This is a genomic window from Dellaglioa sp. CoH-57-MRSF-18, assembly GCF_056781995.1.
Window position 1 is genome coordinate 72,489 of the sequence record NZ_JBXAXX010000002.1, and the last position, 20,811, is coordinate 93,299.

The following is a 20,811-nucleotide window of genomic DNA, read 5'->3' on the forward strand; positions in this document are numbered from 1 at the left end:
GCTCATGGAAAGGGGATGCATAGTATCGTTCAGAATAATGCAGATTTTGAAGGGATTTTACTTTATCGTAAAGAATATAAAGAACGTGATCTTTTAGTGAAATTTTTAACCGATCGTTATGGTAAAAAAATGTTTTTTATTAAAGGTGCTAGAAAACGAGGATTCAAATTATCTGCTGCTTTACTACCATTTACAATCGGAACTTACAGTGGGAGTATAAATGACAACGGATTATCATTTATTAATACTGCTAAAGAGTTTGAACAATTTCAAACGATTTCACAGGATATAATCAGTAATGCTTATACCATTTATATTTTTAGTTTAATTGATGCTGCATTCAAAGATAACGAACCCATCTCTGTTTGGTACCGAAAAGTTGTGACAGCAATTCGATTGATTAACGAAGAATTTGATCCAGAAATTATTACAAATATTATTGAAATTCAGCTATTAACAGTTTTTGGTGTACAGCCTCAATTGCAGGTCTGTGCAGTTGGTGGCGAAACGCAGGGAGAATTTGATTATTCAGAATCTTACGGTGGGCTACTGTGTTCTAAACATTGGTATCTTGATAATAATCGACTTCATGCTACTCAAAAAACAATTTTTTATTTGAGACAATTTTCTGTAGTGAATCTTGATAAATTAAATTCAATCAAGGTTGCTGAGAGTACCAAAAAGGAATTACGTCGTATTATTGATGTTATTTATGATAATAGTGTTGGATTAAATTTGAAAAGTAAAAAATTTATCGATGGAATCAGTTCTTGGCCAGTCTCATTAAAGAAAAATACTGAAATATAATTGACAAATACTTATTTCTAAACTATGATTATAGAGAAATAAATAGCGGGATTATGATGAAAAAGGGTAAGAATAGTTATTAAAGCGAACTTAGGATTAGTGCAAGCTAAGTAATTAATTATTTTTATTGGCATTTTCGGAGTCCTTTGTTAATGAAGCTGCTGGTTGAATTGAACCAGAAGTAGGGTGGAACCGCGATATTAAAATCGTCCCTATGTGGTCTATAAGACTGCATAGGTTTTTTTGTGCTTAAAAATAAGGAGGAATACTATGTCAAAAAAGTTAGCTGTTCAAGATATTATTATGACATTACAAAAATTCTGGGCTGATCAGGGTTGTATGTTAATGGAGGCTTATGATACAGAAAAAGGTGCTGGAACTATGAGCCCTTACACATTTTTACGTGCAATTGGACCAGAACCATGGAATGCTGCATACGTTGAACCTTCAAGACGTCCTGCAGATGGTCGTTATGGCGAAAATCCCAATCGTTTGTACCAACATCATCAATTTCAAGTTGTGATGAAACCATCTCCTGCAAATATTCAAGATTTATATTTGGATAGTTTGCGTGCATTAGGTATTGATCCAGCTGAACATGATATTCGATTTGTTGAAGACAACTGGGAAAACCCATCAATGGGTTGTGCTGGTGTTGGCTGGGAAGTTTGGCTTGATGGTATGGAAGTTACACAATTTACTTATTTCCAACAGGTTGGTGGATTAGAGGTACATCCCGTCACTAGTGAAGTTACTTATGGTTTAGAGCGCCTTTCTTCATATATTCAAGATGTTGAGAGTGTTTATGATCTTGAATGGGCTGATGGGGTCATGTACGGCGACATATTTAAAGAACCAGAATATGAAAATTCTAAATATTCATTTGAAGAAAGCAATCAAGAAATGTTATTTAATTTGTTTGATGTATATGAAACAGAAGCCAAAAAACAGATTGCCAATGGGTTAGTTCATCCGGCATACGATTATGTTTTAAAATGTAGTCATACATTTAATTTATTAGATGCTCGAGGAGCCGTTTCTGTTACTGAACGTGCTGGATATTTAGCAAGAATTAGAAATATGGCTAAATCAATTGCTAAAGTTTTCGTACAGGAGCGTAAAAAATTAGGCTACCCATTACTAAAAGATGAAAAACTTCGTAGTAAATTATTAAAGGAGGATAAATAAGATGACACATTCCTTTTTATTAGAAATTGGGTTAGAAGAAATTCCTGCTCATGTTGTTACACCTAGCCAAAATCAATTGGCTAAACGTGTAGGTGACTTTTTAACAGAGCAACGGTTATCATTTGACGAAATAAAGGCATTCTCAACACCCAGACGTTTAGCTGTTGAAGTGACTGGTTTGGCTGATAAACAAGCAGATATTCAAGAAGAAGCTAAAGGACCTGCAAAGAAAATTGCCATGGATGATGAAGGAAATTGGTCTAATGCTGCAAAAGGCTTTGTCCGTGGACAAGGAGTAACAACAGACGATATAACGTTTAAAGAATTAAAAGGCGTTGAGTATGTCTATGTAAATAAATTTATCGCTGGTAAATCTGCCAAAGATATTTTGGTTCAGATTAAAGATGTGATTGAAGCGATGACATTCCCAACAATGATGCACTGGGCAAATTATGACTTTAAATATGTTAGACCAATTCGTTGGATAGTTGCGTTACTTGATAGTGACGTTATTCCATTCAGTATTTTAAATATTAAATCTGGCCGCCAAACGCAAGGCCATCGTTTTTTAGGAGAAGCTGTAGATTTAGCCTCAGTAACAGAGTATGTTAAAAAATTAGAAGAACAATATGTAATCGTTGATTCTAATAGACGAAAAGAAATGATTAGAACACAAATTACTAATCTTGAAAATAATCAAGACTGGCATATTATTCTTGATGAGGATCTTTTGGAAGAAGTTAACAATTTAGTTGAATATCCAACAGTATTTTCTGGTCATTTTGATAAGAAATATTTAGATATTCCTGATGTTGTTCTAATGACTTCAATGAAAGACCATCAAAGATTCTTTTATGTGCGTGGCCAAAACGATGAAATCTTACCAATGTTCGTCTCAGTTCGTAATGGGACAGAAGCTAACATTGCTAACGTCGAAGCAGGCAATGAAAAGGTTCTTACAGCACGATTGGAAGATGCTGCATTTTTCTACCAAGAAGATCAAAAACAAACGATTAATGATTATGTAGAGCGATTAAAAAATGTCACATTCCATGATAAAATTGGATCAATGTCTGAAAAAATGGAACGTGTTCAATTAATGGCACAAATCATTGGTAAACGCCTTGGCTTAAATGACCATGAATTATCTCTTTTACAAAGAACAAGTGAAATTTATAAATTTGATTTGGTAACAGGGATGGTTGGAGAATTTTCTGAACTTCAAGGAATTATGGGTGAGAAATATGCCTTGCTAATGGGCGAAAATCCAACTGTTGCACAAGCAATTTCTGAACACTATATGCCAATTAGTGCTGATGGCGAACTACCTAAATCAAAAATTGGTGCAGTTTTAGCAATTGCTGATAAGTTGGACAGCATGTCAAGTTTCTTCTCAGTTGGATTAATTCCAACTGGATCAAATGATCCCTATGCACTTCGTCGTCAAGCGTTTGGGATAGTTAGAATTGTTGAAGATCGTCAGTGGCATTTTTCACCACTTGAGGTACTGAACGATATTAAGGAATTGGCAACGATACATCCAGATTTATTTACCAAGATGACTGTTGGCGAAAATGATAAAGATATTTTAAGTTTTGTTAATGATCGTATGAAGCAATGGCTTTCAAATAAAAACGTCAGTTATGATGTAATTGAAAGTGTTGTTGAAAGTACAGATGCAGATTTATTAGTTATGTCAGAGGCCGCTGTAACCTTAGAAAATCATAAAAATGATAAGGATTTCAAGGAGACCGTTGAAGCAATCAATCGTGTATTAAAGCTAGCAGATAAAAATGAGGCAACTAATCTAGTTGTTGAACAAGTATTATTAGATAATACTGCTGAAAAAGATTTATTTGAACGAGTTGAAATAATCCAAAGTCAGTTGGCAGATTTAACGTCAGAGAAGTTATATACTACATTAAGCGAGATTCGTCCGCTAATTGAAAATTATTTTGACCAGACAATGGTTATGGTTGATGATACAAAAATTAAAAATAATCGCTTAAATCAATTGAGTTTAATTGCTAAGATGAGTTCAAAATTAGGTAATTTAAGTAAATTAAATATTAAGTAATATAAAAATGAGAATTTATCTGTGAAGATAAATTCCTTTTTTGTTTGGTAATAGAATCAGAATAGTCATATTTGACAAAAGTGTCTATTACTTGAAGCTAATAATTGTATTTATGTCAAATAAATGCTATTATTATGGGTACTCAAAATATAGGTAACTTCGTATCGTTAGTTTTGGAGGTGAGTAGTTGGAATGAGAATACCCGAAAACGTAATTGAACAGGTGCGAACTAGTGTGAATATTACTGATATCATTAGTCAGTATGTCGGATTAAAAAAATCTGGTAGTAATTTTATGGGTTTATGTCCATTTCATGAAGAAAAAACGCCTTCATTTTCTGTAAGCGAAGAGAAACAAATTTTTCACTGTTTTAGCTGTGGAAGAGGTGGGAATGTTTTTAAGTTCTTAATTGAGCTAGAGGGACTTAGCTTTCCAGAATCTGTCAATAAAGTTGCAGAATTTTCAGGAATGGATATCGATAGTAAATATTCTGAATCTCAGTCAGCAAGGACACAAGAATCAACTGAAAATCGTCAGTTAAAGCAAATTCATGATGACGGTGCTAAATTATATCAACACATTTTAATGAATACAGAAATGGGTCAAAAGGCATTAGATTACCTGCATAATCGTGGTATAACGGATGAAATTATCAAAACTTTCCAAATTGGATTTGCGCCTGGGAAATCGGTCTTACAAGATTTTTTTAAGGAAAAGAAAGTAGACTATCAATTATTAAGGCAGTCTGGACTATTTATTGAAAATCAAACAGGTGATTTGCGTGAACGATTTATTGATCGAGTGATGTTTCCGATTAGAAATCAAAATGGTCAAGTTGTTGCCTTTTCAGGTCGTCTGCTTGAAAAAAATAAAGAATTACCTAAATATTTAAACAGTCCTGAAACGCCTATTTTTAATAAAAGAGAGATTCTATTTAATTACGATTTGGCAAAAAAAGAAATTCGGACAGAAGGAAATGTTATTTTGTTCGAAGGATTTATGGATGTTTTAGCAGCATACCGCTCTGGAGTTAAAAATGGTGTCGCCTCTATGGGAACAAGTTTAACAAATGAACAAATTTATTTGTTAGAACGTTCAACATCACAATTAAATATTTGTTATGATGGGGATGAACCCGGGCAAAATGCAACAAATCGTGCTTTGAACCTGCTAGCGAATCAGACAAAAATGAAAGTTGGCGTGCTAGCCATTCCTAACGGTATGGATCCTGATGAGTTTGTTAAAAAAAATGGTAAAGAAGCGTTTCTGGAGTTAGCTCACTCTGCTCGAGAGACGGTTATTTCATTCAAAATGAATTTTTTGAAACGAAATAAAAACTTAAAAAATGAAAGTGAGCAAATTGATTATATTGATCAAGTACTACAAGTTTTAACTACAATTAAAACGCCGTTTGAGCAAGATATTTATATTAATCAGTTGGCAGATGAATTTAAAATTGATAAAGGAATTCTAAGACAACAGTTAATTGATTTAGTTGCCGTTCAACCAAAAGTAGTGCAACAAGTTAATCAAGTTCCAAGGGTTCGAACAGATGAACCACCTGTAGAAAATCGCTCAGAGGTCATGAGCGATGAAAAAATTGATCGTGTTGAAAGAGCTGAAAGATTATTGCTTTATCGTATATTACATGATCATACAGCTTGGCTGAAAATTCGATCAATTGATGATTTTAGTTTTGTTCATGATAGTTATCAGTTAATATATACGTTAGCTGAAGGCTATTTAGAATTACATGAGCAATATGAAATTGCTAGTTTTTTAGATTACTTGCCAGAAGAGTCTTCAAAGAGATTTTTAATGCAAATAGAGCTGATGACAGTTGCAGAAGAGTCTTCAGAGGATGAATTTGATGATTGTGTGTCCGTCATTATGAATGATTCGCCGATGGAACAATCAATTAATCAAGTTCGATCAGATCTTATGGAAGCAAATCGTCTTGGCAATACAGAACTAACCAATGAATTATCAGTTAAGTTAATTGCATTATATCAAAAACAACAAGTACCACGAACATCCATCTAAGGGAGGAATTATTAATGGTAAAAAAAGTAGAAAAAGTTGAAGAATCAGAATTTGACGAAAAAGGCTTTAAAAAAGCACAAACGAAGTTGATCAAGGAATATAAAGTAAAAAAAGAAATTAAGTATGATAATTTAACAGATGAACTAGCAACACCATTCCATTTAGATGCTGATCGTATGGATAAATTACTTCAAAAAGTCGCAGATGCTGGTATTGCTGTTGTTGATGAAGAGGGAAACCCAAGTGAACATAGTTTAAAAGCAGCTGAAAAAGTTACAAAGAAAGCTTTAAAAGACACATCAGCACCAACTGGAATAAAAATTAATGACCCAGTTAGAATGTATTTGAAAGAAATTGGTCGTGTTAACCTTTTAAAAGCTGAAGAAGAAGTTGCTTTAGCATTAAAAATTGAAGAAGGCGACGAAGAAGCAAAACAAAAATTGGCAGAAGCTAATTTACGTTTAGTTGTTTCAATTGCTAAACGTTACGTTGGTCGTGGAATGCAATTTCTTGATTTAATTCAAGAGGGTAACATGGGATTAATGAAGGCTGTTGAGAAATTTGATTATCGTAAAGGATTTAAATTCTCAACATATGCGACATGGTGGATTAGACAAGCAATTACACGTGCTATTGCTGATCAAGCACGTACAATTAGAATTCCAGTTCATATGGTTGAAACAATTAATAAATTAATCAGAATTCAACGCCAATTATTACAAGAACTTGTTCGCGAACCAATTCCTGAAGAAATTGGTGCTGAAATGGATATGCCAGCTATGCCAGCCGAAAAAGTTCGTGAAATTTTAAAAATTGCTCAAGAACCTGTTTCATTAGAGACACCAATTGGTGAAGAAGATGATTCACATTTAGGTGATTTTATTGAAGATCAAGATGCAACTAGTCCAGCTGACCATGCGGCTTATGAACTCTTGAAGGAGCAACTAGAAAATGTTCTTGATACATTAACAGATCGTGAAGAAAATGTTCTGCGTTTAAGATTCGGTCTTGATGATGGTCGCACAAGAACACTTGAAGAAGTTGGTAAAGTGTTTGGAGTGACACGTGAACGTATTCGTCAAATTGAAGCTAAAGCATTACGTAAACTACGCCATCCATCTCGTTCAAAACAATTAAAAGATTTCTTAGAATAAAAAATTTAAGGACCATTATAAAACGAAACCTGTTTTATAATGGTCCTTTTTTAGTTATAATAAGAAAAGATAAGATACGAAAGAAGAGGATCAAGAAATGGATGCACGACATTTATCAGATCGATTAGTTCGAGTTGCAAAATTTGTACCAAAAAATGCACGATTGGCCGATATTGGATCGGATCATGCTTACTTACCTGCGTATTTAGCTATTAATAAAATTATTTCATATGCTGTTGCTGGAGAAGTAGCTAAAGGGCCTTATGAAAATGCCGTAACAGAAATTAATACAGAACGATTAGACCACATGATAATGCCAAGATTAGCTAATGGGTTAAAGGCAATTAAATTAGACGATAATATTGATACTATCACAATTGCCGGAATGGGTGGCCCTTTAATAAAGGATATATTTACTGCCGATTTAGAAAAATTAACGGGTGTCCGTCGTTTAATTATTCAACCTAATGTTGGACAAAAATTAATAAGAGAATGGTTAATGGATCATTCATATCAAATTATTGATGAAGATATTGTCGAAGACGACCATCATGTCTATGAAATTATTGTTGCTGAGAAAGTTAACACTAAAATGAGCTACTCGATATTAGATTTAAAGTATGGACCTAAATTAAGAATTGAGCAAAGCGATGTATTCAAAGCTAAATGGCACAAGCAAATGGAAAAAAAGCGTAAAGTTTTAAAAAATTTTGAGGCAGCAAATAAAGTTCCTATTGATAAAAAAAGGATATTAGAAGTTGATATCAAAGAAATTGAGGAGATGCTGGGATGACAAAAATTATTGATTTAGTCAATCAATTCGAAGTATTTGCTCCAAAAAGTATGGCTGAAATTGGTGATCCAGTAGGCCTACAATTAGGTGATATTAATAATACTGTTACTAAAGTAATGACAACTTTAGATGTTCGTCCAGAAGTTGTCCAAGAAGCAATTAATAAAAATGTAGATTTTATTTTCGCACATCATCCATTAATATTTAGACCGGCAAAAAATTTGGATACTACGAATCCTCAAAATAAAATGTATGCCGATTTATTGAGTCATAATATAACAGTGTATGCAGCTCATACTAATTTAGACAATGTTACAGGTGGGATGAATGATTGGTTAGCGAGTCGTTTAAAATTACAAGAAACAATCCCGTTAGTGCATACAAATAGTTCAGATTATGGAATGGGTCGAATCGGAAATTTAACTAGTCCTATGACTGTTATTGAATTTTCTGAATATTGTAAGAAGCAATTTAACATAAGTGGATTAAGACTGATTTCTAATGATTTGACGCAATCAATTAAGCGTGTTGCAGTTCTAGGTGGTGATGGTGGTAAATTTTATCATGAGGCAATTAAGCAGCAGGCGGATGTTTACGTAACAGGAGATGTCTACTACCACACGGCTCATGACATGTTAGCAGAAGGGTTGTCAGTTATTGATCCGGGCCATCATGTTGAAAGTATCTGTAAAGCACAATTGAAACGGTTATTTGGAGAATGGAATCTAGAAAATAATTGGCAAATTGAGATTATTGAATCAGATATTAATACAGATCCATTTCAGTTTATTTAATTTTAAAATTAGAGTATGATTAGAGATATTAAATAATAGATTAGGAGATACGCTATCATGACAAAATATGAAGAATTAATTCCACGTTTTATTAAGTATGTTAAAGTAGAAACTCGTTCTGATGAAAATTCAGGGGTAACTCCTTCAACGCAAACTCAAGTTGAATTTGCGAAAGAATTAAAGGAAGAACTTTTACAAATTGGATTAAAGGATGCACGTATTTCTAAAAAAAGTGGGTATGTTTTAGCAACATTACCAAGTAATTTAGAAGCTGGTAAAAACGTTAAAGCGGTTGGTTTTATTTCACATATGGATACAGCTGCATTTACAGCAGAGGGTGTTAACCCCCAATTCGTTGAAAATTATGATGGCGAATCTGATATTAATCTTGACGATGATGGTAAATTTAAACTAACTATTAAAGAATTTCCAAATTTAAAAAATTATAAAGGCAATACATTAATTACAACAGATGGTTCAACACTATTAGGATCAGATGATAAATCGGGAGTAGCTGAAATTATTACTGCTGTAGCTTATTTAGTTGCACATCCTGAAATTAAGCATGGTGACATTAAAGTTGGTATTGGACCTGATGAGGAAATTGGGGTAGGTGCTGATAAATTTGACGTAGCCGATTTTGGAGCTGATTTAGCTTACACTGTTGATGGTGGACCATTAGGTGAATTAGAATATGAAACATTTAATGCTGCTCAAGCAGTCGTTTCAATTCAAGGTAAGGAAGTTCATCCTGCAACTGCTAAAGGTGTTTTAATTAATGCAAGTAAGTTAGCAAATCAATTTGACTCATTATTACCACAAGATGAAGTACCTGAAAAAACTGAAGGCCGCGAAGGTTTTTACCATTTAATTTCAGTAGAAGGTACAGTTGATGAAGCAAAAATGGTATATATTATTCGTGATCATGATCGCCAAAAATTCGAAGATCGCAAAAAGTATATGATGGGTATTGCTGATAAAATGAATGCTGATTTTGATTCTGAACGTGTGACAATTGATATGGTAGATCAATATTACAATATGCGTGAAGTAATCGAGAAGGATATGACTGTTGTGACTGTTGCTAAAGAAGCTATGGAAAATTTAGCAATTAAACCGGATATCTATCCAGTACGTGGTGGGACAGATGGTTCAAAAATCTCATTCATGGGATTACCAACACCAAATATATTTGCTGGAGCAGAAAATATGCATGCGCGATTTGAATTTGTTTCAGTTGAAACAATGGAAAAAGCAACGGATGTTGTTCTAGAAATTATAAAATTAGTATCTGAAGAAACAAAATAGGTATTATTAAATAGTGTGGATGAGTTAAACTAGAGGACATATTGAGACCTTTCTTTCTCAAATTTTTCCTTATAGTCTTATAAAGCCAAAAAAAAGATAAACTAATTAGTTTATCTTTTTTTATTTATCTGATTTAGGATCTTTGAGAATGGCGTAGAGGCAATTTACGACAATTAAGCCGGTAACTGCAAAAATAATACCGATTAACAAAACTGGTGCAAACAATGTACCAGTTAGTGAGCTTACGATATAACCAATTACTTCACCAAAAATGAAGCCCCAAAAGAGAATTGTTAATTGTTTCATCATAGAACAGCACCTCACATTCAAAGCTAATTTTAGCACAAATAATTATTTTTGCAAAAGCTTTTTAGTGTCTATTGGGTATTGTTAAAAAGTTTTGTATAATAACATTAATAGATACGTGAAAAGGGGGATAAAATGTTTGTTCCGTTAAAAGTTAAAAGTTCATTCAGCTTATTACAAAGCACCACTAAAATTAATGATCTTGTTCAAAGTGCTAAAAGTAAAGGCTATAAAGCAATTGCCTTAACAGATAATAATACATTGTATGGTGCAATTGATTTTTATAATGCCTGTCAAAAAGCTGAAATTAAGCCAATTATCGGACTAACGTTAGATATCTCCGGTTTAATCGAAACAAACCATGAATATGAATTGACCTTTATTGCAAAAGATAAACAAGGTTATCAAAATTTAATGCAATTATCGACCTTAAAAATGACCTTAAATGATGATAAGTTAAACTTTAGTAGTTTAACTAACTATTTAGACGGTTTATTTATATTATCACCTAGTGAAAAAAGTGAATTTAGTTATTTAATTGAACAAAGTCAAATATCCGATGCAAAAGAATTATTAGCCAAATATCAAAGCTTAATAGGTTCAGAAAATATTCGAGTTGGCCTATCTCACTTAATGGATAAAATTACGGCACAATCAATTAAATCTTTAGCTCAAAATTTTGATATTCGTGTAATTGCGCTAGATGAAGTAGCTTATTTGGATGCTGAAAATCAGTTTGATATTGATGTGTTAAAGGCAATTAGTACTGGTGAAACGATTTTAATTAATAAAGTTGATGAACAAATTCAGGGAGAATATGCATTAAGAAATCCAAAAGAGATAACGGAGCAATATCAAGAATTGCTAATGGCAGATGCAATTCAAGAAACCCAAAATTTAGCAGATGAAACGTCTCTGGAATTAACATTCTCACAACCCAAACTACCTGAGTATCCATTACCTAATAATGAAACAGCACATAGTTATTTGAGAAGTATGTGTAATACTGGATTAAATGAGCGGTTTCCAAATGGTGTACCTAAGGAATATAAACAAAGATTAGAACTTGAGTTAAACGTTATTCAACAAATGGGATTTGAAGATTACTTTTTAATCGTTTGGGATATTATGAACTATGCTCATTCGCAAAATATTATAACTGGCCCAGGACGAGGGTCATCTGCTGGATCGATCACAGCCTACGTTTTAACGATTACGGATGTTGATCCAATTAAATATAATTTATTGTTTGAACGTTTTTTGAATTCAAAACGTGTTCAGATGCCGGATATTGATTTAGATATTCCAGATGATAAACGTGGACTAATCCTTAATTATTTACATCAAAAATATGGACATTATCACATGGCTCAAATTATTACATTTGGCACAATGGCAGCAAAACAGGCTTTGAGGGATGTTGGTCGAGTATTTGGTGTATCACCTTTTGAAATGAAAGGGTGGAGTGATTCAATTCCAAATGTTTTGAAAATTACGTTGACAGAGGCGCTAGCACAATCACAAAAATTACGTAATTTAGTTAATGATAGTTCCAAAAATAAAAATATTTTTACAATTGCGCAGCATATCGAAGGGATTCCAAGACACTACTCTACGCATGCAGCAGGGGTCGTATTGAGCCAAATTGATTTACGAGAAGTGGTTCCGTTACAAAATGGAAGTGAGGATATTCTTTTAACGCAGTATTCTAAAGATATAGTTGAAAATGTTGGTTTATTAAAAATCGATATTTTAGGTCTACGTAATTTAAATATTTTAGATCAAGCTGTAACACAGGTTAAAAAGAATTATCAAGCAGACTTCAATCCAGCATTCATTAATTTAGAAGATGAAAAAACATTAGCTCTTTTTAGATTAGGTGATACATCCGGTGTTTTCCAATTTGAATCTAATGGTATCAAAAATGTTTTAAAAAAATTACAACCAACATCTTTTGAAGATATCGCAGCTGTAAATGCGTTATATCGGCCGGGTCCGATGGAAAATATAGATACATTTATTGCACGAAAACATCATCTTGAAAAAATAACATTTCCGGACAATAGTTTAAAACAAATTCTTGAGTCAACCTATGGTGTATTAGTTTATCAGGAGCAGGTTATGCAGGTCGCATCAAAGATGGGTAATTTTACACTTGGTGAAGCTGATTTACTACGCCGAGCAATGAGTAAAAAGAAAAAAAAGACTATTGATGAAATGCGTACTCAGTTTATCAATGGGGCATATGATAATGGAATTCAAGAAGATGTAGCTAAAACAGTTTATAGTTATATTGAGCAGTTTGCTAATTATGGATTTAATCGTTCACATGCCGTTGCCTATAGTAAAATTGCTTTTCAATTAGCCTATATTAAAGCTAATTTTCCAGCTGCATTTTTTGAAGCTATTTTAAATTCCGTTGGTAATAATCCGCAAAAAATAAAAGAATACTTAGTGGAAGCAAAGCAATATCATGTAATAATTAAATTACCTGATATTAATATGAGCGAGGTAGGTTTTAGTTTAAGACAAAATATTGTTTTATTTGGATTAAATAGTATTAAAGGACTTAGAAAAGACTTTATTGAACATATCATTACATTACGGAAAAAAGAATTGTTCACAGATTTCCAATCCTTCCTGCATCGGATAGATAAAAAATATTTAAATGAGGAAAATATTTCAGCTTTAATATATTCTGGGTGTTTTGATCAATTTGAATATAATCGTGCTGAGTTGATTAGTGCTCTACCAGAATTAATTAGTAGTATTGATTTAAGTGGAAATAATACTAATTTATTTGAATTATTAACACCTAAGATAGCAAGACAATCAAACTTTCCATTAATGGTTCGATTAGAAAAAGAATCACAATATTTAGGTGCGTATCTTTCGGGACATCCGGTTGAGAAGTATCGGAAACAGCTAAATCAAAGCGATTTTAAAAAAATATCGGAAATATCTGATAAGACACATGTAACCATTTTAGTTAATCTTACGAGAGTAAAAGTTATTCGAACAAAGAAGGGTCAACAAATGGCCTTTGTAAATGGTTCGGATGAAACAAGTGAGATTGATTTGACAATATTTCCTGATTTATTTCGACAGAAAGAATCTTTACTTGAAAAAAATAAGGTCGTTGTCGTTTCGGGGGATGTTGAAACAAATAGAGGATTACAAATTATTGTTAAAAAAATAGAATTAGCAGATGATTATTTTAAACGAATAACTCAAAAAAAATGGTTTTTGAAGATTACTAAAGAAACAACAAATGAAAAAATAGAAAAATTAATGCAAACCATGAAAATAAGGTTAGGTCAAACACCGGTTATTTTGTACTATGAAAAAGACAATCGTAAAATTAGTTTAGATAGAACTTATTGGTTAAGGAACGACAAAGAAACACATACAGCGCTTACAAAAATATTAGGTTCTGAAAATGTCGTCATTAAGTAATTTATTCTTGAAAATACTGAAAATATTTTCACATTTAACAAGACAACTTTTCTGAAAAGTGTTAATATAGTGAGTGAAATATGTACTTAAATTACTTATTGAGGTGAAGAAATGAAACGCATTGGTATTTTAACAAGTGGTGGAGATGCGCCAGGTATGAACGCTTCAGTTCGTGCTGTTGCACGTCGTGTAATTGGTGAAGGATTAGAAGCATACGGTATTAATTATGGTTTTGCTGGTTTAGTTGCTGGCGATATTCATAAAATTGAATATGCTGACGTTGATGATGTTATTCAACGCGGTGGAACAATGTTATATTCAGCCCGTTATCCTGAATTTGCAACTGCTGAAGGACAATTAAAAGGTATCGAACAACTTAAAAAGTTCGGTATCGATGCTTTAGTTGTTATCGGTGGGGATGGTTCATACCATGGTGCTTTAGCACTCACAAAACGTGGATTTAACGCTGTTGGTATTCCAGGAACAATCGATAATGATATTCCTGATACAGATTTCACAGTTGGATTTGATACAGCTGTTAACACAGCTCTTGATGCAATTGATCGTATTCGCGATACTGCTCGTTCACATCAACGTACGTTTATCGTTGAAGTAATGGGTAGAAATGCTGGAGATATTGCTTTATGGTCCGGTATTGCTGGTGGTGCTGATGTTATTGTTATTCCTGAAAAAGGATATAACATGCAAGAAATTGCAGACAAGCTCAACAGTAACCGTGAACATGGTAAAGATTCAGGAATTATCGTATTAGCTGAAGGTGTTATGGGAGCTAGTGAATTTGCTGCTGAATTAGACACATATGGTAATTTTGAAACACGTGTGACTATTTTAGGCCATACACAACGTGGTGGCGTACCAACTGCCAAAGATCGTGTCTTAGCAAGTCGTTTTGGTGATTATGCTGTTCAACTTCTTATGGAAGGTAAAGGCGGATTAGCAATTGGTATTAAAGACAACAAATTAGTTGCTGAAGATATTGTTGCAACGCTTGAAGAACATAAACATCATACAGATTTGAGTCTTTTAGACTTAAATACACGACTTTCAACACCAAAATAATATAATACTGTTATTGTTATTTATAAATAATAAGTAAACTAAGAGGAGATCATAATCTAATGAAAAAAACTAAAATCGTAAGTACACTTGGTCCAGCCAGTTCAGATCTTGATACAATTGTTAAATTAATCGAAGCCGGTGCTAATGTTTTCCGTTTCAACTTTTCTCATGGTGACCATGAAGAACATTTAGGTCGTATGACATTAGTTCATGAAGCAGAAAAAATTACTGGTAAAATGGTTGGTATCATGCTTGATACTAAAGGTGCAGAAATCCGTACTACTGTTCAAAAAGAAGGTAAAATCAACTTTGAAATTAATGATATTGTTCGTATTTCAATGGATGATTCACTTGAAGGAACAAAAGAAAAGATTGCTGTTACTTACCCAGGTTTAATTGAAGATGTTCATGTTGGAGGCCACGTATTGTTTGATGATGGTCTTATCGATATGAGAATTGATGAAATTGATACAGCTGCTAACGAATTAGTAACAACTGTTATGAATTCTGGTCGTTTAGGTTCACGTAAAGGTGTTAACGCTCCTGGTGTATCAATTAACTTACCTGGTATTACTGAAAAAGATTCAGACGATATTCGTTTTGGTTTAGATCAAAACATTGATTTCATTGCTGCAAGTTTTGTACGTAAACCAGCTGATGTTTTAGATATCCGCGCTTTACTTGAAGAAAAAGGAATGGAACATGTTCAAATCTTCCCTAAGATTGAATCACAAGAAGGTATCGATAATATTGATGCTATTATGGAAGTTTCTGAAGGATTAATGATTGCCCGTGGCGATATGGGTGTTGAAATTCCTGCTGAAAATGTTCCTTTAGTTCAAAAAGACTTAATCAAAAAATGTAACGCTTTGGGCAAACCAGTTATTACTGCTACTCAAATGCTTGATTCAATGCAAGAAAACCCACGTCCTACACGTGCTGAAGCATCTGATGTTGCTAATGCCGTATTTGATGGAACAGATGCAACAATGCTTTCAGGTGAAAGTGCTAATGGTGACTACCCTGTAGAATCAGTTGCAACAATGGCTCGTATTGATGAAAAATCTGAAAATGCATTGCGTGCACATAGCTCATTTGCATTAAATGAATTTGACAAAAATGATGTTACTGAAACTATTGGTCGTGCTGTTGCTGAAACAGCTGATAGCTTAGGTATTAAAACTATCATCGCTGCTACAAAATCTGGTCAAACAGCACGTATGATTTCTAAATACCGTCCTGACTCAGATATTTTAGCTATTACTTTTGACGAACAAACTCGTCATGGTTTATCAGTTAACTGGGGTGTTCACCCAATCATTGCTGAAAAACCAGCATCAACAGATGCATTGTTTAGTTTAGCAACTGAAAAAGCTAAAGAATTAGGTTTCGCTAAAAAAGGTGACCTTATCTTAATCACTGCTGGTCTTCCAGTTGGTGAAAAAGGAACAACAAACAGTTTGAAAGTTCAATTAGTAGACTAATTATATTAAGGTTCAAGTACATGATGAACCTAAGTTAGTATATCGGTAAGACATTGGTGACGAAAAATGTTATTGGGTTAATCATGAATATAATTGACTAATTAAGATAATATTGATCAGGTTGTATCAATCCTTACTTGAATATTTTAAAATTGGAAAAGGGGCTGTGACATAAGTCCCTTCAATAAAGTTCAAAATAAGGCTCCGGAAATCATTTTTTGATTTCTGGAGCCTTATTTCTTTTTATTTAAAAAAATATAGAAAACAGAAGTATTATTTACCTCCTAAACTGGCTAATTTTTGGATATTTAATGCCATTACTATCAAACCTGCTTCCTTTTTAACCTTCTCAATCCCTCGCAATAGAAATTGATTGAACGGCAAAGAGGCCTTCATTCGACCAAAAACGGATTCTACATCAATTTTACGGTGCGCGTAAATTTGACCCGTTTCTGGTTCAGAAAGTCGTTCACATTGTTGTGCCTTAAAATATTCCCAAGATCCGTTAACTTGAATCTTACGACGTGCACCTCTAAGTGTTTTAGCCGCAGGAATAATTATCTGATTCTCATCTAGTAACTCTGCTTGATATTCTTTAAATTCACGAACTATTCCATATTTATCGGTTCTTTTCCGATACGCTTTAAAGTTAAATCGCACGCCGTGCGGATCAATATAGTAATCATTATTTTCATGATAATCCCAGTTCATAACTTTTCTATCATCAGTTCGCCATTTTTTGCTTTGTTCTCTAATCATGGTACCGTAAGGAATTATAGCAGTTTGATTTGGTAATTCATCTTCAATGAAACGATAGTTTGATTCTGATCCATATCCGGCATCGGCAACAATGTATTTATCTAATTTATTATGAGTACTTAACGTTTTAAGAAACGGTTGAAGTGTTCTAGTATCTGTTGGATTTTGAAATAATTGGTAGCCCAAAATAAATTGGTTACTGGTCGCAATTTGTAAGTTATAAGCTGGCTTAAGTTGACCATTTAACATTGGATCTTCTTTAATACGCATAAAAGTTGCATCATGATCAGTTTTAGAATAGCTATTTCGAGTACCGTATATTTTCATTTGTGCTTCATGTTCACTTAATTTATGTTGGCGTTTAGTTAATTGATTCTTCTTAGATTTTAGGGTTCTTCGAATTCTTTTAGCTGGATTGGGACTTATCTTCTTAGTTCTTGAAACTTCCTGGTCTAATGCTACTAATTTCTGATCAAGTCGATCGATAACTTCTTCAATCATTTCTAGTGTTAGATTGGAGCCTTCTGGGACTTTACAAGCAGCATGCGCTGTTTTTAATTCAACTAGTAGCTCTAAAATCGCTTCGCGATTCATTTGATCAAAACGTATTGTATTCTTTTTCCAAATAAAACTATATTTATTAGCATTAGCCAAAACCTTAGTACCATCAATAAAGATGGCATCACTAATCATATTTTGTTGTCGTAAATATTCGACTAAGGTATCTAAACTGCGATCAATTAAATCAGTTAATTCATTCGACGTTCTAAATCGGACAATAGTTCGGTAAGATGGCATTTGCTCTTGTGTTAACCAACGTGCCGATAAATTTTCTTGTGCTAGTAAGGCGACCCGACGACTACTAAAAACACCTCGAGTTATAGCAAAAAGATATAACTTCAATAAAGCTGAAAGATTATATTCACGGGGGCGACCAAAAAGATAAGGTTCTTTTATTTCTAATTTTTCGATTAGCGTATTGATATAACACGCAGTGTTATTCTTTTCTGGTATATAGTCAGTTGAGATGGCTAAACAAGTCTGATTTATGTTATAATAATTTTGCATTTTTAAGTCCTTTCGAGGATTAAATTAAGGAGCATTGGGGGTCGAAGGCCAGTGTTCCTTTTTATTTTTCTAATTAGATAATATATTAAAAAGTAGTAAAAAGAAACAAGTCTCCCGAAATCAAAAAAGATTTCGGGAGACTTGTTTAATATCATATTGAAGAGACTTATGTCACAGCCCCTTTTTTATTACACAATATTTCTATTCAATTGGCTATTAAGCCTAATATCAGGTAAAATGTGAGTATGTAATTTTAAAATATGAATAAAGAAATATAAAATAATATTTTTTTGAATGGGAGAAATAAATGAGTTCAATAATGGGACAAGTTGTTACCGCAATGGTAACTGATGAGAATGATACAGAATTTTTAGTACAAAAAGATAGTATAACAATGCATTTATTGAAAGATGAAAAAAACAGTCAATTAGCGAACGGTTCGATGGTTACAGGCTTTGTGTATGAGAACGAAGATCATGATTTGAGTTTATCAACAATAATTCCTAGAGCTGGCATTGATCAATATGCATTCGGAGACGTTGTAAAAGTTAGAAGAGATTTAGGTGTCTTCGTTGACATTGGTTTACCAGACAAAGATGTAGCAGTTTCACTAGATGATTTACCAGAAATGAAATCACTTTGGCCAAAAGCTGGTGATCGATTAATGGTTGGACTTAAAATTGATGCCAAAGATCGTATTTGGGGTGATGTTGCGGACGAAGAAATGTTTCGATCAATTGCTAAGAAACCTGATGACTCATTAAAAAATAAAAATATGAAATTTACAGTTATTCGCTTAAAAATGATTGGAACTTTTGTAATTACTGATGATGATTATCTTGGATTTATCCATCCATCTGAAAGATTTAATGAACCTAGATTAGGTCAAGTATTAGAAGGACGTGTAATTGGAATTAGAACTGACGGTACAATTAATCTATCTATCAAACCACGTGCCTATGAAGCAATTAGTGATGATGCAGCAATGTTGATTGCTGCATTAAGTCATAATGATGAAAAAACATTACCTTTTACTGATAAAAGTAATCCAGAAGACATTAAAGAATATTTTGGTATCAGCAAAGGTCAATTTAAGAGAGCTGTTGGACATCTGCTAAAAGAGCGTTATGTTAAACAAGAAGATGGTAATCTTATTTTAATAAAAATGCCTGAGGAATTTGAAACTAATAATGATGAATTAATTAACGAAACAGATGATTAATAGAAAACTATTTTAGTAGGTAAGAGATAATAAATAAAATTATTTGAAAATATAATTTATTAGTTCAACGTTAAATTAATATATCGGTAACAAACAAGTATATTAGTTATTTTTAAATATATGAATTGTCTCATGAATGCCGTGCGTGTAGAGGAGAACAATAATGCTTATTAAGTATAAGAATGATTATGAAAAAATTGCGATGGGCTTGTTGTCATTTATACCTGACTTGAAGGATGTTACTAGAATTAATTTAGCAATTAAAGGTTATCAAGATACAGAAAATCGAGATTTGTATCTTTGGAAAAATGAGGCAGGTAATTTTACTGGTATAGTTGGTATTGAAAATGATGGCAACGTTGTCGTAGTTCGGGCAATATCATTGAGTCCAGATGAAAGACATAAAAAAGTTAGTTTTTTGATTCTGAACGCTGTATTATCGCTATATCCTGATAAAAAAATCATGGGTACAATTGATACTACAAAATTAATTGAAAAATGGGAAATGCAAAAAAATGAGTCAAAAATTTAAATCTATTAGTCAGGTAACATTAAAATTAACCTCTTTTGAAGGACCACTTGATTTGTTACTGCATTTAATCAAAGATTCTGAGATGGATATTTATGATATTCAAATTTCAGAAATAACAGAGCAATATTTAACTATTATTAAAGATACTACGAATATGTCATTAGATGTGATTGGTCAATATTTAGTGATGGCTTCAACGTTGATGAAAATTAAGAGTCAAATGTTATTACCGGCAGAATTTTCCAATGTAGAGGAAACTCAAACTGATCCAAGGGCAAGTCTAGTCGAACAATTAATTGAATATCAAATTTTTAAAGAGGCGGCTGGAGAGTTGAGCGTCAGGGAAAATAAACGTGCGAATTATTTTTCTAAGGAACAAAGTAGTATTCCTAAAAATAGATTTGATAAACCTCAACTTGATATACCTGGCCTGGATTTAGAAACACTTGAGAATGCTTTTAAAAGAGTTTTAATAAAGCAAATAAATCATCAACCAATTGAGAAAAAAATTAATGTGCAACTAGCATCACTCTCTGATAAAATATCAGAAATAAAAAAAATCATTCTAAATTCAAATAAGAGTTTAATATTTAGTGATTTTTTTGAAATAACAACAACGGTTGATGAAATTGTTGTTACTTTTCTGGCAATATTAGAACTTTCAAAATTAAACCAAATTAAATTGAAACAAGCAAATAGCCATGAAATGATTCAGATTTTAAAAATTGAACCATAGATTA

Annotated in this window: 14 protein-coding genes and 2 pseudogenes; 14 read left to right on the forward strand and 2 right to left on the reverse strand. The window is 32.8% G+C overall.

Translation table 11 applies throughout. From position 1 onward, the window contains the following. Positions 1-15: 15 nt before the first annotated feature. From recO to pepT, 8 genes are all read left to right on the forward strand, one after another. Complete coding sequence (gene recO, locus AC1RPG_RS02170) at positions 16-807, forward strand: DNA repair protein RecO (protein ID WP_481761411.1); 792 nt, start codon at positions 16-18, stop codon at positions 805-807. A gap of 270 nt (positions 808-1,077) precedes the next feature. After that, complete coding sequence (gene glyQ / locus AC1RPG_RS02175) at positions 1,078-1,995, forward strand: glycine--tRNA ligase subunit alpha (protein WP_409022489.1); 918 nt, start codon at positions 1,078-1,080, stop codon at positions 1,993-1,995. 1 nt (position 1,996) lies between these two features. Further along, positions 1,997-4,072, forward strand: a complete 2,076-nt coding sequence (glyS, locus tag AC1RPG_RS02180; RefSeq protein ID WP_481761358.1) for a glycine--tRNA ligase subunit beta — start codon at positions 1,997-1,999, stop codon at positions 4,070-4,072. Between the two features lie 192 nt (positions 4,073-4,264). Then, positions 4,265-6,115, forward strand: a complete 1,851-nt coding sequence (dnaG, locus tag AC1RPG_RS02185; RefSeq protein ID WP_481761357.1) for a DNA primase — start codon at positions 4,265-4,267, stop codon at positions 6,113-6,115. 14 nt (positions 6,116-6,129) lie between these two features. Then, positions 6,130-7,269, forward strand: a complete 1,140-nt coding sequence (rpoD, locus tag AC1RPG_RS02190; protein WP_409022492.1) for an RNA polymerase sigma factor RpoD — start codon at positions 6,130-6,132, stop codon at positions 7,267-7,269. 97 nt (positions 7,270-7,366) lie between these two features. After that, positions 7,367-8,062 carry a tRNA (adenine(22)-N(1))-methyltransferase gene (locus AC1RPG_RS02195; protein ID WP_481761356.1) on the forward strand — a complete coding sequence of 232 codons (696 nt, stop codon included), beginning with the start codon at positions 7,367-7,369 and terminating at the stop codon, positions 8,060-8,062. Continuing rightward, the gene (locus AC1RPG_RS02200; RefSeq protein WP_481761355.1) at positions 8,059-8,856 is read left to right on the forward strand and encodes a Nif3-like dinuclear metal center hexameric protein; all 798 of its coding nucleotides are present in this window, start codon (positions 8,059-8,061) and stop codon (positions 8,854-8,856) included. The genes AC1RPG_RS02195 and AC1RPG_RS02200 overlap by 4 nt, the downstream gene beginning before the upstream one ends. Positions 8,857-8,913: 57 nt before the next feature. Continuing rightward, positions 8,914-10,164, forward strand: coding sequence for a peptidase T (pepT, locus tag AC1RPG_RS02205; protein ID WP_481761354.1), 1,251 nt, complete (start codon positions 8,914-8,916; stop codon positions 10,162-10,164). A 120-nt stretch (positions 10,165-10,284) separates the two neighbouring features. On the opposite strand, the gene AC1RPG_RS02210 is transcribed toward pepT, so the two are convergent. After that, positions 10,285-10,473: a YjzD family protein gene (locus tag AC1RPG_RS02210; protein ID WP_409022496.1), complete on the reverse strand. Its 189-nt coding sequence runs from the start codon at positions 10,471-10,473 to the stop codon at positions 10,285-10,287. Between the two features lie 132 nt (positions 10,474-10,605). Between AC1RPG_RS02210 and dnaE the strand changes: the two genes are divergently transcribed. The 3 genes and pseudogenes from dnaE to pyk form a co-directional block, all read left to right on the forward strand. After that, on the forward strand, positions 10,606-13,926 hold the full coding sequence (gene dnaE, locus AC1RPG_RS02215; RefSeq protein WP_481761353.1) for a DNA polymerase III subunit alpha: 3,321 nt from the start codon (positions 10,606-10,608) through the stop codon (positions 13,924-13,926). Positions 13,927-14,037: 111 nt separating this feature from the next. Next, positions 14,038-15,006 carry a 6-phosphofructokinase gene (gene pfkA, locus AC1RPG_RS02220; RefSeq protein ID WP_481761352.1) on the forward strand — a complete coding sequence of 323 codons (969 nt, stop codon included), beginning with the start codon at positions 14,038-14,040 and terminating at the stop codon, positions 15,004-15,006. A 59-nt stretch (positions 15,007-15,065) separates the two neighbouring features. Beyond that, a pseudogene (pyk, locus tag AC1RPG_RS02225) lies at positions 15,066-16,484 on the forward strand (pyruvate kinase); the annotation flags it as partial. Positions 16,485-16,772: 288 nt separating this feature from the next. On the opposite strand, the pseudogene AC1RPG_RS02230 reads toward pyk, so the two are convergent. Beyond that, positions 16,773-18,317: pseudogene (locus AC1RPG_RS02230) on the reverse strand (IS1182 family transposase); the annotation flags it as partial. Between the two features lie 307 nt (positions 18,318-18,624). Between AC1RPG_RS02230 and AC1RPG_RS02235 the strand changes: the two are divergent. The 3 genes from AC1RPG_RS02235 to AC1RPG_RS02245 all read left to right on the forward strand — a co-directional run bounded on the left by AC1RPG_RS02235 (position 18,625) and on the right by AC1RPG_RS02245 (position 20,807). Continuing rightward, positions 18,625-19,539 (forward strand): CvfB family protein, encoded by a 915-nt coding sequence (locus AC1RPG_RS02235; protein WP_481761351.1) that lies wholly within the window; start codon positions 18,625-18,627, stop codon positions 19,537-19,539. A gap of 163 nt (positions 19,540-19,702) precedes the next feature. After that, complete coding sequence (locus AC1RPG_RS02240) at positions 19,703-20,071, forward strand: N-acetyltransferase (protein ID WP_481761350.1); 369 nt, start codon at positions 19,703-19,705, stop codon at positions 20,069-20,071. Continuing rightward, on the forward strand, positions 20,055-20,807 hold the full coding sequence (locus AC1RPG_RS02245) for a segregation and condensation protein A (RefSeq protein ID WP_481761349.1): 753 nt from the start codon (positions 20,055-20,057) through the stop codon (positions 20,805-20,807). The genes AC1RPG_RS02240 and AC1RPG_RS02245 overlap by 17 nt, the downstream gene beginning before the upstream one ends. Positions 20,808-20,811 lie beyond the last annotated feature (4 nt).

Coding starts and splice junctions, on each gene's coding strand:
- pfkA (WP_481761352.1), top strand. CDS start 14,038: ATGAAACGCATTGGTATTTTAACAAGTGGTGGAGATGCGCCAGGTATG.
- rpoD (WP_409022492.1), top strand. CDS start 6,130: ATGGTAAAAAAAGTAGAAAAAGTTGAAGAATCAGAATTTGACGAAAAA.
- dnaE (WP_481761353.1), top strand. CDS start 10,606: ATGTTTGTTCCGTTAAAAGTTAAAAGTTCATTCAGCTTATTACAAAGC.
- glyQ (WP_409022489.1), top strand. CDS start 1,078: ATGTCAAAAAAGTTAGCTGTTCAAGATATTATTATGACATTACAAAAA.
- pepT (WP_481761354.1), top strand. CDS start 8,914: ATGACAAAATATGAAGAATTAATTCCACGTTTTATTAAGTATGTTAAA.
- AC1RPG_RS02245 (WP_481761349.1), top strand. CDS start 20,055: ATGAGTCAAAAATTTAAATCTATTAGTCAGGTAACATTAAAATTAACC.
- glyS (WP_481761358.1), top strand. CDS start 1,997: ATGACACATTCCTTTTTATTAGAAATTGGGTTAGAAGAAATTCCTGCT.
- dnaG (WP_481761357.1), top strand. CDS start 4,265: ATGAGAATACCCGAAAACGTAATTGAACAGGTGCGAACTAGTGTGAAT.
- AC1RPG_RS02235 (WP_481761351.1), top strand. CDS start 18,625: ATGAGTTCAATAATGGGACAAGTTGTTACCGCAATGGTAACTGATGAG.
- AC1RPG_RS02210 (WP_409022496.1), bottom strand. CDS start 10,473: ATGATGAAACAATTAACAATTCTCTTTTGGGGCTTCATTTTTGGTGAA.
- AC1RPG_RS02195 (WP_481761356.1), top strand. CDS start 7,367: ATGGATGCACGACATTTATCAGATCGATTAGTTCGAGTTGCAAAATTT.
- recO (WP_481761411.1), top strand. CDS start 16: ATGCATAGTATCGTTCAGAATAATGCAGATTTTGAAGGGATTTTACTT.
- AC1RPG_RS02200 (WP_481761355.1), top strand. CDS start 8,059: ATGACAAAAATTATTGATTTAGTCAATCAATTCGAAGTATTTGCTCCA.
- AC1RPG_RS02240 (WP_481761350.1), top strand. CDS start 19,703: ATGCTTATTAAGTATAAGAATGATTATGAAAAAATTGCGATGGGCTTG.